Annotated in this window: 13 protein-coding genes; 7 read left to right on the top strand and 6 right to left on the bottom strand. The window is 43.3% G+C overall.

The features are described 5' to 3' along the window. Positions 1–75: 75 nt before the first annotated feature. Positions 76–696, bottom strand: a complete 621-nt coding sequence (locus tag BCU12_RS15905; protein WP_102405239.1) for a DUF1294 domain-containing protein — start codon at positions 694–696, stop codon at positions 76–78. Between the two features lie 158 nt (positions 697–854). On the opposite strand from BCU12_RS15905, the gene yddG reads away from it, so the two are divergent. Further along, positions 855–1,733, top strand: coding sequence for an aromatic amino acid DMT transporter YddG (yddG, locus tag BCU12_RS15910; protein ID WP_102405240.1), 879 nt, complete (start codon positions 855–857; stop codon positions 1,731–1,733). 36 nt (positions 1,734–1,769) lie between these two features. Here the strand turns inward: yddG and BCU12_RS15915 are convergent, their stop codons facing one another. Together BCU12_RS15915 and BCU12_RS15920 are read right to left on the bottom strand one after the other, a co-directional pair. Next, entirely contained in the window at positions 1,770–2,669 is a 900-nt protein-coding gene (locus tag BCU12_RS15915) for a cation diffusion facilitator family transporter (protein ID WP_102405241.1), read from the bottom strand. Between the two features lie 239 nt (positions 2,670–2,908). Then, the gene (locus BCU12_RS15920) at positions 2,909–3,787 is read right to left on the bottom strand and encodes a LysR family transcriptional regulator (RefSeq protein ID WP_102405242.1); all 879 of its coding nucleotides are present in this window, start codon (positions 3,785–3,787) and stop codon (positions 2,909–2,911) included. A 138-nt stretch (positions 3,788–3,925) separates the two neighbouring features. Between BCU12_RS15920 and BCU12_RS15925 the strand changes: the two genes are divergently transcribed. Next, entirely contained in the window at positions 3,926–4,507 is a 582-nt protein-coding gene (locus BCU12_RS15925) for a methyltransferase domain-containing protein (RefSeq protein ID WP_102405243.1), read from the top strand. Positions 4,508–4,560: 53 nt separating this feature from the next. Here BCU12_RS15925 and BCU12_RS15930 read toward each other — a convergent pair whose 3' ends face one another. After that, entirely contained in the window at positions 4,561–6,543 is a 1,983-nt protein-coding gene (locus BCU12_RS15930; RefSeq protein ID WP_102405244.1) for an acetoacetate--CoA ligase, read from the bottom strand. Between the two features lie 200 nt (positions 6,544–6,743). Here BCU12_RS15930 and phhA point away from each other — a divergent pair, with 200 nt between their 5' ends. Further along, a complete protein-coding gene (phhA, locus tag BCU12_RS15935) occupies positions 6,744–7,559 on the top strand; it encodes a phenylalanine 4-monooxygenase (protein WP_347231989.1) in 816 nt (271 codons plus the stop codon). Further along, positions 7,549–7,884 carry a 4a-hydroxytetrahydrobiopterin dehydratase gene (locus BCU12_RS15940; protein ID WP_102405245.1) on the top strand — a complete coding sequence of 112 codons (336 nt, stop codon included), beginning with the start codon at positions 7,549–7,551 and terminating at the stop codon, positions 7,882–7,884. Before phhA ends, BCU12_RS15940 begins: the two co-directional genes overlap by 11 nt. Before the next feature lie 42 nt (positions 7,885–7,926). Here BCU12_RS15940 and BCU12_RS15945 read toward each other — a convergent pair whose 3' ends face one another. After that, positions 7,927–8,502 carry a hypothetical protein gene (locus tag BCU12_RS15945; protein ID WP_102405246.1) on the bottom strand — a complete coding sequence of 192 codons (576 nt, stop codon included), beginning with the start codon at positions 8,500–8,502 and terminating at the stop codon, positions 7,927–7,929. A 148-nt stretch (positions 8,503–8,650) separates the two neighbouring features. Here BCU12_RS15945 and BCU12_RS15950 point away from each other — a divergent pair, with 148 nt between their 5' ends. Genes BCU12_RS15950 through BCU12_RS15960 form a run of 3 tightly spaced genes read left to right on the top strand, consistent with a single transcriptional unit; the run spans position 8,651 to position 10,582 of the window. Then, entirely contained in the window at positions 8,651–9,316 is a 666-nt protein-coding gene (locus BCU12_RS15950) for a hypothetical protein (RefSeq protein ID WP_241909850.1), read from the top strand. A 28-nt stretch (positions 9,317–9,344) separates the two neighbouring features. Further along, positions 9,345–9,779 carry a VOC family protein gene (locus BCU12_RS15955; protein ID WP_102405248.1) on the top strand — a complete coding sequence of 145 codons (435 nt, stop codon included), beginning with the start codon at positions 9,345–9,347 and terminating at the stop codon, positions 9,777–9,779. Between the two features lie 29 nt (positions 9,780–9,808). After that, on the top strand, positions 9,809–10,582 hold the full coding sequence (locus BCU12_RS15960; RefSeq protein WP_102405249.1) for an aminoglycoside phosphotransferase family protein: 774 nt from the start codon (positions 9,809–9,811) through the stop codon (positions 10,580–10,582). A gap of 64 nt (positions 10,583–10,646) precedes the next feature. On the opposite strand, the gene BCU12_RS15965 is transcribed toward BCU12_RS15960, so the two are convergent. Further along, positions 10,647–11,418 (bottom strand): CBS domain-containing protein (locus BCU12_RS15965; protein ID WP_133153889.1); only part of this gene is annotated, 772 nt, incomplete at its 5' end.

Here is an 11,418-nt window from a genome sequence, read left to right on the forward strand (position 1 = left end):
AATAGACTCAAGTTTCTAGGGTGTGGTTGTGAGGAGTAGAGAGTTGGTAGAGTGACAGGAAAAAGATACCACCTCTTATGAGAGTAGGCCTTTCAAATAGACAATTGCAGGTTTGATTATGAGCAATTGCTCATCGAGCCAAGCAGTGCCCTGCGTTGTCAGTGTCCATCCAAACAAAGCAACATGACTGGCAATAATGAAGAACAGTAACACTTGGTATAAGAAAGATTTTTGCTTTAAATGCCAGGCATAATGAAAAATGAGACTGCAGATCCACCCACCAAACAATGCGAGCAGTAAGTAGCTGCTTTCGCTGGTGGTTGGCTTGTTCAGCTTTATTGCTCGTTTATCCAACCAGGCAACTAAAATGACCAGCAAATTGATGAAGGTATAATAAGTCAGCACATCAATTGGGTAGTTGAAATACCAAACACAACCCGTCAGACTTGCAGAAAACCAAACTGAGACAATGAGAAGAGGGTGCAGATGGCGAAGTCTATCTATTTTTATGGCAGAAGTATGACCGTCTTTGTCTTTTGATAGCTTAAAAACCACACGTTCGTTTAGCACTAAAAGCGTTGGGTCACCTTTAATATCATCAAAATGATATTTAATGCGCATGGCATTCGAATCAGGGGTAATGTACCCATACTGTTTATGCTCATAACGCTCTGATATTTTGCCTTTTAGTATCATGTCGAGACCTGAAGACCGAATGTTTACATTCTCACTATTCAGTATAGGTCACGTATCAGTGCTTGTGCTTTACCGATGCATCTAACCTTGCTTATAACCCTGCACGTAATTATGCTCGTCATCGTTTAGATTACCCCTTTAAAGGACTCATTATACCCATGCAGTACAAATATACCTTATGCGGTGTGGCCGCCATTTTCTTGTGGAGTTGTCTCATAGGCCTTGCCAGAACGGTAGCGGAGCATTTTGGTCCGATTGCTGGCGCAGCACTTATTTATACTGTCGCATCCGTATTTTTGATCTTGGTGATGGGCGTGCCAAAACTTAATCGATTTTCGCGGAGCTACTTACTAGTTGGATCGGTCCTATTTGTTAGCTATGAAATCTGTTTAGCGCTAGCGTTAGGAATGGCAAATGACCGGCATCAAGCAATGGAAATGGCGGTTATTAATTATCTATGGCCAGCATTAACGGTATTGCTAGCCGTTGTGGTGAGCAAGAAGCCCACGCATTATCTTGTGTATCCAGGTGTGTTGATCGCACTTTCAGGTGTTGTTTGGGCTGTTATCGGTGAAGGGGAGTTAACTCTTACTCAGCTTAGCAATAATATCGCGACCAACCCGACAACCTACAGCATGGCTTTTGTCGGTGCATTTATATGGGCAATATACTGCAATGTAACGAAAGGGCTCGCCAAAGGGCAAAATGCCATTGTGGTCTTTTTCGTATTAACGGCGACGACGCTTTGGGTGAAGTATTTGTTTAGTGATGAACAAGGCATGGAATTTACGATTCCAGCGACCTTGAATCTTCTGCTAGCGGGAGTGGTCATTGGCGGTGGCTATGCATTGTGGAATATCGCAATATTACGCGGGAATATGGTGTTTCTGGCATCCCTATCGTACTTTACGCCTGTCCTCTCTACCCTGATTGGCTCAATGATATTAGGGATTAGTCTCGCTGCGACGTTCTGGCAAGGCGTGGCAATGGTAACGGTTGGTTCGTTGATCTGTTGGTGGTTTACAAGAGAACACTAAAAGATGCGGCTAAGTATTGAATTGCCGCTTCAAGGTTCAGCTCGCTAAGTTCATCGTGAGTTGAAGATCCAAAGGAAGCTTAGATAGCCGTTTAGTTAATGCACTCCGTGTTTTTTCCAACTCTATTGTGTTGATTTGTGCGTTCTTTGAATGGATGTCGACACTTACCCGCAGCTCGTTGCCTACTTTAGTCACGGCCGCTAGTTCGATGTCTAGCCCTTTCTCTAGCTCTTTATCAACCGCACAAATATTGTTATCGACTGTAGAGCAAAGCTCTTTGTTTGGCGCCATGTTCAATAGCTCTTTCATCGCGTCTTTTAGCATATCGAGTGGCACTTTGATGAAATACACGGCCATTAAAAGCATCATCATAGGATCGGCGTACACGGCGTAGTGCGAGAACTCAGTCAAAGTGATCAACCAAGCTACAACAAAGCCAACAGTTACGGCAACGCTGAGTAGAGTATCCATTTGCCACTGCTTAGATTCGGCTTTGATTAGCCCAGACGAGAACTTTTTGCTTTTATTCGCAATGTACCACCACGCGTAACCGCAACCTAAAACATTGATCACGCCAAATAATGTTGCAATCGAAGCATCAACCTCTCTTCCTCCATCAAACATAGCCAATGCAGAAGAGTAAACGGAGTAGCCAACTATAATGAGAATGGTGACTGCTTTGATTGAAATAACAACCGGTTCCAGAATGGCCTTGCCAAGAGGGAACGTACTTTTTGAGGGCGTTTGAATATACCGAGAAGCGGCTAGTGACAATAAAGTTAACAGCAAACTGATGAGAGAATAGACACCATCGAACATGATGACCAGTGAACCAACGAACCAACCTAATGTGAGACCAACCAGAGCAAACGCTAAAGCAAGCAGGGCTGAGAAGCTAAGAACTTGTTTTTCTTTTAGGTTTGTTTGGGCACACATAAAAACTCACAGGCTATAAACACCTCTTCATTCTGGCTGTTGGTGGTTTTATAGCAATGGTTATTACGTTGTTCAAAGTGACGATAGTAAAGGTGGATATTGAAAGGTGTTTAATATCAAATGGTTATGAATATTTCTTTCTGCCAATTATACTGGCGCTGGCTGTTTTGTCGCCGATTGTTCAATTTTATCTTTCAGAGTTTCGCGTGAGATAGAGCGCAGGGTGACAAATTCGATAGTTAGAAATCAAACAGGTAGTCGCTCAGTTTATCCGCGAGCCAAACCATACCTGGGTGTTCAGACATGCCAGCCGATGTGAACATACAGTAGTCTTCTTGTGTTAATCCATAAGTGTGCTTAATCACCGACAGTTCTTGCTGTCGTAAATGATGTCGAATCAAGGGCTCTGGAAGTACCCCCCATGCTTTCTCGGTCAAAATGGTTGCAAGCATATAGTCAAAGCTTGAAAATCCGATGTGCCGAAGAGAGAAGGGCTGCAACTCTGGATTGTCCTTTTCGTTTAAGTAAGCCATCACCGCTTGCATTTCATTTCTCAGCACATCATCAGAAACTCGTCCGAGTTTACATAGTGAGTGATCGCTTTTACACACCGACATCATTCTAATCTTCCCCAATGGTTGGTAGGTGATTCGAGGATCGTCAGTACGCTCGTAGTCAACGCCAAAGGCAAAATCGACTTGTTGTGTTTCCACTAAATTCGATAGGTCGCCACTGGATGCCAGAATGATGTTAAAAGACGTGGCAGGGAAGCGGTTATTCATTGAGTGGGCCAGTTCTTGCCATAATGCGTCAGGTAAAGAGTCATCGCGAGCTATCCACACTTCTGCGTTAAATTCCCCAGATGCGTGAAGGCAGGTTTGTTTGATTCTTGAAGCGGTGACAATGAGATTTTCACAATCCTTGTATATGGCTTTACCGGCCTCAGACAGTTCGAGGTTATTGCCGCTACGAATGAACAGTTCCGTTGATAGCTCTTTTTCCAGCGCTTTAATCGACATGCTCAATTTGGTGCGGTTGCATTCAAGTTGTCTGGCCGCTTCAGAGACAGAACCTGTATCAGCGACTCGGCAAAAAGCTTCAATTTGAGATAAGTTCATTTGTTGTACAATCTGAGACGAGTCTATGAATCATATACAAATATTGTGAATTTGTCTGTTGAATAAGTACCTTCGCGGCGCATTTTGGTTTACTCTTGAAGCTATTGCCTAATGAAAGATTTTTACAGGGAGATCATGATGGCGAATGAATGGGATGAATACGCGAAAACTTGGGAATCAGAACAATCGACTTCTGAGTTTGCTTCTCACGTATTTGAATTGCTCACACAACAGACGAATCTAAAAGGCAAACATGTTCTTGATTTTGGTTGTGGCACAGGCCTTTTAAGTCAGAAGATTTCTACTGTTGCGAAAGATATCGTCGCTCTCGATTCTTCAGAAGCGATGATTGAGCAGCTTGACATGAAAGAGTTGCCAAACGTAGAACCCGTTGTGGATGAGCTTACTCGTGGACTTGTTGCTCAGCACCCTGCTTTTCGTAATCAATTTGACCTAGTTGTTGCATCATCTGTTTGTGGATTCTTACCTAGCTTTTCTGAAACGGCGGACGTGATTTATTCTATTCTCGATAACGATGGATTGTTCATTCACTGGGATTGGCTTGAAGAGAGCATCGGTGATTTTGGGCTAAATGCCACCAAAGTTCAGCATGTACTGACAAGTGTTGGGTTTGAATCGGTCGCCGTAACAAAAGCGTTTGAAATTGATACTAAAAATGGCAAACGATCAGTACTCATGGGCGTTGCCAAGAAAGCGTAAAGAAACACAAATTCCTCTAAGAATCTTGTTGGTATTGCTGAGCGATACACGTGTTAGCCTTTATCGGTTATCAGTCTCGCAATATCATCAAGTATTTCTGGGTTCGCAATTGCTTCTCTATTTTTCACTTCTTGCCCGTTAACGATTTGCTTTACTGCAAGCTCGACAAGTTTGCCAGATTTCGTTCTTGGTACATCTGAAACCGTAAAAATTCGCCATGGGACATGCCTTGGTGAGCACTTCTCTTTGAGCCTTTGTTTCACCATGGTAACAAGATCATCGGTTAAGTCTTCATTTTGTGCCAACTGAATGAATAACAATACACGCTCATCATTTTCAATTTTCTGACCAACCGCAATTGAGTCTTGAATGGCTTCCAGTTGATTCACTTGTTGGTAAATCTCTGCTGTGCCAATTCTCACCCCACCGGGATTTAACGTTGCATCACTTCGGCCAAAGAATATCATCCCGCCGTTTGAGGTTAAACAGACATCGTCTCCGTGATGCCAGGTGTTAGGGAAGCGATCCCAATAAGCGGAATGGTAACGCTCACCTGAATCGTGCCAGAATCCAACTGGTTGGTTGGGGAAACTGTTACGACAAACCAGCTCCCCACGCGCTTCATCTAAAGGTTCTCCGCTGTCACTATACACCGCGACATCAAGGCCAAGCCCTTTCACTTGACACTCTCCTCGATACACAGGTGTGATTGGGCTTCCTAATACAAAGCATCCACAGATATCTGTTCCACCAGAAATAGAGGCTAGGTGCACATCGTGTTTGATCGCCTCGTATACGAAGTCAAACTGGGACGCGTAGAGTACTGAACCGGTCGAACACAGCGTCTTAAGGTGGGGGAGGTTGCATTGCTCTATTGGTCGATATGTTTCTTTTTCCAAAGCTTGAAGGTACTTGGCGGATGTACCGAACAACGACACTTGTGCTTCTTCAGCCAGTTGCCAAAGTTGTGAAGAGTCGGGGTACATAGGGCTGCCGTCATAAATGACCAAAGTTGCGCCGCTCGCCAATGAAGATACATGCCAGTTCCACATCATCCAGCCACAGGTTGTGAAGTAGAAAACACGGTCAAGTGGTTGGATATCGCAGTGGAGTTGGTGTTCTTTTTGATGGTTTAGAACTGTCCCTCCAACAGAGTGAACAATGCATTTAGGTTTTCCTGTTGTTCCAGAGGAATAAAGAATGAAGAGTGGGTCATTGAAAGCAACGCGTTGATAACGAATGCCTCTTGGCAGGTAATTGGCTAAAATGGAGTCCCAATCTGAAAAGTGTTCTTGATGTTCAATATCGCGCTGAGAGGATTGATCGTAAACAATTTCACACACGCATTCTAAATGATCCAGAGCCTTTACGATTTTCTGGTTTTTTTCTTTTAGAGAGAATGATTTACCATTGAATTGATAACCGTTACAGCAGAAAAGCACTTTAGGTTTTACCTGTCCAAAGCGCTCTATGACACTATCACTACCGAAGTCCGGTGAGGTAGCGGTCCAAATAGCTCCAAGGCTTGTGGTTGCAAGCATGGCAATCACGGTTTCAGGAAGGTAGGGTAAATATCCCGCGACAACATCGCCTCGTTCGACCCCATTTTGTTTTAACCATTGCTGCATGATTGAAACTTTGTCGCACAATTCTTGCCATGTCAGCTGGGTTGAGTCCCCTTGCTCATTTCTAAACCAAATAGCAATTTCATTGGGTTGCTGGAACGCAAATGAAAGAAGGTTTTCAGCGTAATTAAGCTGAGCTTGAGGAAACCAAATCGTATCTCTAGAGGGAGAAAAATCGCCCCAACGCGCAATACCTTCGCCAAAGATGCAGTCGCCTCTGTAACCAATGACATCGCAATATTGCCATATTTCTAACCAGAACTGCTTAGTGTCGTTGATCGACCATTGATGAAGTGACTCATAGTCCTCTATCGCTTCGCCTTGCATATTAATATGTTGAATGAATTGATGAATATTTGATTCATTAATTCTTTCAAGAGTAGGCGTCCAAATTGCGTGGCTTGCTGACATTAGAACCTCAAAGATGCGATCGAAATTTGCTTCGATAAGTGTTGTAGCTAAATGACTCTGTGTCAAATGAGTGCCATCAGCATTTTATTGAATCTTAAGCTAAATTTTACAAATGTAAATAAAATGTTACAAGACGCTAGGGTTTGAAAACTTCGTGGGGTCTTTGCTTTGGACGAGTTAAGAAATAGGCTAAAAGTAGGATGGAAACAACAGGCGGAGCTATGAATCATTATCATTCAAAACTCGTCGACGACAAAGGAAGAGTCGAATGGAGCGAAGAGGAAAACAGTGTTTGGGCTGACCTATATGCTCGGCAGTATCCGTTGGTGAAAGATAGAGCATGCCAAGCCTACATTGATGGCCTGTCCATACTCAACTTACCCAAAGATCGAGTGCCTCAAATTGAAGAGATTAATAAGACCCTAGTTAAGCAAACCGGTTGGAGGTTGGCGCCTGTTCCTGCACTCATCAGCTTTGATCGCTTCTTTGAACTGCTCGCTAATAAACAGTTTCCGGTCGCGACATTTTTACGATCACGTGAAGAGTTTGATTATTTGCAAGAGCCAGATTTCTTCCATGAAGTATTTGGCCACTGCGCTATGCTAACCAACCCTGACTTTGCCCACTTCACTCAGACCTATGGTGCATTGGGCCAACAATCCAACCATGAACAACGCGTTTATTTGGCTCGCCTGTATTGGTTTACTGTAGAGTTTGGCTTATTAAAGGAAAAGGGCGAAAATAAAATCTATGGCGGAGGGATTTTATCCTCTCCAGGTGAGACGGTTTATGCGCTAGATAGTGCTAACCCAATTCATGACGTTTTTAGCTTGGATAAAGTTCTACGAACACCCTATCGCATAGATATTATGCAGCCTATTTACTTTGTCATCGAAGATCTAAAAACGCTTTACCACTTGAACATGAATGAAATTATGAACAGTGTTGATAAAGCGATGTTAGCGGGATTATTCCCTCCATTATTTGAGAAAAAGGAAGTTTTAGATGCTAAATAACATGCAGTGCGAGGCATGCAGTATCGATTCTATTGCTCTGACTGACCAAGAGCAGCAAGGGTTGTTACGCCAGTTAGTCGATTGGAACCTTATCCATGTTGACGAGGTGCCTCAGTTAGAAAAAGTCTACAAATTCAAGAACTATAAACTTGCATGGGCGTTTGCAAATAGAGTGTCTGAATTGGCCGAAGTCGAAGGGCACCATCCAGCCGTGCTGCTTGAATGGGGAAAAGTTACCGTTTCGTGGTGGAGTCATTCTATAAGAGGCTTACACAAGAACGATTTTATTTGTGCCGCTAAGTGCGATGAACTATCGCTTAGCTAGTTCATGCGTTTATAGGGAAGGGGGCAGGGTCTCCTTCTCCCTTTAGTTTAGTTTACCATCCGCGATGAGCTGAGCTTTTGAAAGAGTTTCCGCTTCCTTCATGTACAGCCTTTGTAATTCTGTCAGCTTTGCCTTTAGCAGTTCAATCTCATTCATCAGGACTCGATTTGAATTAACATAATGCATACTGGATAGCGCATTTATATTCAATGACATAGATTGACAGTGCTCTGAGAATTGATTCCACTTTGTTCGGATTTTTTCTACGTCCGGTAAACCTACCTGAAGCGCTTTTATTTCTTTTTCTAACATGCTGCCATGCAGTGATGATAGTTCGATTTGTTGTGTGAGCTTGAGGTGAAAGTCAGTCGCATCTGGTCGCCAAAGTGAGACAAGTTCATCTAAACTAAACTCTTTATGTAGAAGAACTTGTTGTTTGTACTGTGAGTAGAGATGATTGAAGCGCGAAGCTTGTATGTTGTACCAATTTTCAATACGCGCCTGCTCCTTCAATGCTATGTTCCATTGAGCCTCAATACAGTGCTGGCTACTTGCTTCTTTAGGTAAAGAGATAAGCAAAGCCGTCGATAAAGTAAATAAGAGCCATTTTGGTCGCATAAAACACATTCAGTTGAATATCTCTTTAGATTATAGAAAGCATATCTTGAGATGGTTGTTCAGTGAGCATGAAATCGGGGTATCAAAAAGGTTTATCGTTCTAATTGTTTGAAAATAAATGAATTCACTACTTAGGTCAGTTTGATTAATGAAAAAAATAATAATGATCTTAATGCTTGTTCTGGGTTTAGCAGGTGCTGGAGCCGGTTTTTATCTGTTCTACTGGCTTCCCATGCAAGAAGAACAAAACATGTCTTCGATGGTGGAAGAAGAAGTAGCACCTGAAAAAGAGGAAGTGGCTGAAGAACCCGTTGAAATGCCAAAAGTGATCACCGAGTACTATGTGAACACGCCAAAATTGGGCGTACGTGAGCAACCAGTTTATGAAGCATTTATTGAGAGCGTTTTGTACCGCGGAGACAAGGTCACTTTGTTAGAACAGCGAGATGGCTGGGGAAGAATATCGGTCTATTACGTTTATGAAGATGGCGGTGAAGAAATAGCAGAGTGGATACCAATGGAAGCCTTGGTTGAAGAGCCACCGATGATCACTGAAGAAGAACGGCATGATACGTTGATGGCGTATATCGATAAATCTGATGACTTTATTACCTACGAGGTTGCATTCCTAAAAGCGACCGATGAACTGCTTAAATCTGACACCTGTACTCCATTAGATTTCGAAGAGTTAGGAGGGTGGGTACGATCGATTCGCCACAGTGAAAGGGAAGTGTACTTTGTCTATTGCGGTGGCATGAAGCAAGCCGACAAAATTTATTTAGACGTAAAGAGTGGTGAAACATTTTATCGCTAGCAACGTTAAATCAGTCAAGGGAGAGACCATGGAACCAAGAGTCAGCATCATTACGCTAGGCGTTCGCGATTTAGAGAGTTCTCGAAAGTTTTATACAGGACTCGGGTTTGAGAGCTCGACATTTTCGCAAGATAGCATCACTTTTTATAAGACTCAGGGCGTTTGTGTCGCTCTGTACCCACTCGAAGAATTGGCCAAAGATGTATCTGAGGAGTTTGGCAAAACTGCTGGACATGGTGGGTTTTCTGGGATTACGTTAGCGCACAATACACGCAGCAAACACGAAGTCGATGAGATACTCAAGCTGGCCGTTGAACTGGGCGCGACATTGGAAAAGCCAGCTCAAGAGGTTTTTTGGGGTGGGTATAGCGGGTATTTCTCTGATCCTGACGGGTATTTATGGGAAATAGCGTATGCGGATTTTTGGCAGTTCAATGAAGACGGCAGCTTGATTTTAGAATAGAGCTTGATTTTAAAATAGGAGGATGAATATTGGAAGAGCTCGTAGGTGGTCGAGTAGAAGCGATTTATCGACATGGAGATAATGTTGTTCGCCCTCGTAATGACTGGACTCCAAGTGTTCATCAATTGCTAAAACACTATCAAGAAGAAGGGGTTGTTGAAACTCCTCACGTATTGGGTATCTCGAGTGAGAGTGAAACATTGAGTTTTGTCGAAGGGGATACTTACAACTACCCTTTGACGGGTGCCATCGCTTCTCGAACAGCCATCATGTCAGCAGGCGTTATTTTGCGAAAGTTGCATGATGTTTCAACATCGTTTGTGAAAAATCATAATCTCGACAACATGATTTGGATGCTACCTAAGGTCGATCCGGTTCAGGTGGTATGCCACGGAGATTTTACGCCCTATAACGTTGCTTTAAACGGAGATAAGGTGATCGGCGTTTTCGACTTTGACACCGCTCACCCAGGCTCTAGGCTATGGGATGTGGCATTTTCAATCTATTGCTGGGCACCTTTTAAAACCGATGAAAATGACAAGCTAGGTACAATAGAACAGCAAATAGCGCGAGCAAAACTATTTTGTGATAGTTATGGGCTTTCAGAAGAAGGTCGATTGCAGTTAGTCGATACAATGGTTTTACGTCTTCAATCTTTAGTGGACTATATGTTTGCTGAAGCGAAAGCTGGCAACCTTCAGTTTCAACGTAATATGAGTGATGGTCACCACCTTGCTTACCTTGAAGATATCGAGTATCTCACTGAACATAGAAAAGAGATCACTGAGCGTGTTCTAAGCTAGTGGAAAAGAAAAACGCTATCGACAGTGCGATAGCGTTTTGGTGATTCTCAAATTTCGGCAAGGTCTAGCTGGCTTTTTGTACCTTACTGTCAGCGGCTTCTGAATTCGGAATCTCTTCTTGGTCCGCTTCAGACTCGGCTGTGCTATCGACAAAAATTTCTGCAACCGCGCTACGTTCTAGTTCACCTTTAAGGTTTCCATCTTCATCAACAACAGGCAGTGAATAATCACAAGACATTGTTTCTGGTAAAACGGTCTCGATAGCATCGTCAGGCGAAACCGACGGTACTTCTTCATAGATATCCTCACAGAATTCACTCACGGAATCATCATCCGAAGCATCCTGTAGACTTTCTTGGGTTACGAGACCTTGATAGCCATCTTCTGTCACGTGGTAAGCATAATCGTGCTTTAGCTTCTTCATTTGAGCTAAAGCCTCATCAATGGTTTCGGCGGTAATGCGGTACTCTGGTGGCTGCATGACCGTTTCTACTGTTAATGCACGTGCACGGTTAACGTCTTTAACGAACGCTTCAACATACTCATCAGCAGGGTACAGTAGGATCTCGTCCGGTGTGCCTTGCTGAACCAGTTCACCATCTTTCAGGATAGCGATACGGTCACCTAAGCGAAGCGCTTCATCTAGGTCGTGAGTGATAAAGATAATGGTCTTATGAAGCTTTTGTTGCAGCTCAATAAGCTGATCTTGCATTTCGCTTCGAATAAGAGGGTCTAATGCTGAGAATGCTTCATCCATTAATAGGATTTCCGCATCAGTACAGAGAGCGCGAGCCAGCCCTACACGTTGCTGTTGGCCGCCCGATAGTTGAGATGGA

The sequence above is a fragment of the Vibrio sp. 10N.261.55.A7 genome (genome assembly GCF_002877365.1).
Lineage (GTDB): Bacteria > Pseudomonadota > Gammaproteobacteria > Enterobacterales > Vibrionaceae > Vibrio.

Coding starts and splice junctions, on each gene's coding strand:
- yddG (WP_102405240.1), top strand. CDS start 855: ATGCAGTACAAATATACCTTATGCGGTGTGGCCGCCATTTTCTTGTGG.
- BCU12_RS15920 (WP_102405242.1), bottom strand. CDS start 3,787: ATGAACTTATCTCAAATTGAAGCTTTTTGCCGAGTCGCTGATACAGGT.
- BCU12_RS15940 (WP_102405245.1), top strand. CDS start 7,549: ATGCTAAATAACATGCAGTGCGAGGCATGCAGTATCGATTCTATTGCT.
- phhA (WP_347231989.1), top strand. CDS start 6,744: ATGGAAACAACAGGCGGAGCTATGAATCATTATCATTCAAAACTCGTC.
- BCU12_RS15925 (WP_102405243.1), top strand. CDS start 3,926: ATGGCGAATGAATGGGATGAATACGCGAAAACTTGGGAATCAGAACAA.
- BCU12_RS15955 (WP_102405248.1), top strand. CDS start 9,345: ATGGAACCAAGAGTCAGCATCATTACGCTAGGCGTTCGCGATTTAGAG.
- BCU12_RS15945 (WP_102405246.1), bottom strand. CDS start 8,502: ATGCGACCAAAATGGCTCTTATTTACTTTATCGACGGCTTTGCTTATC.
- BCU12_RS15950 (WP_241909850.1), top strand. CDS start 8,651: ATGAAAAAAATAATAATGATCTTAATGCTTGTTCTGGGTTTAGCAGGT.
- BCU12_RS15915 (WP_102405241.1), bottom strand. CDS start 2,669: ATGTGTGCCCAAACAAACCTAAAAGAAAAACAAGTTCTTAGCTTCTCA.
- BCU12_RS15930 (WP_102405244.1), bottom strand. CDS start 6,543: ATGTCAGCAAGCCACGCAATTTGGACGCCTACTCTTGAAAGAATTAAT.
- BCU12_RS15905 (WP_102405239.1), bottom strand. CDS start 696: ATGATACTAAAAGGCAAAATATCAGAGCGTTATGAGCATAAACAGTAT.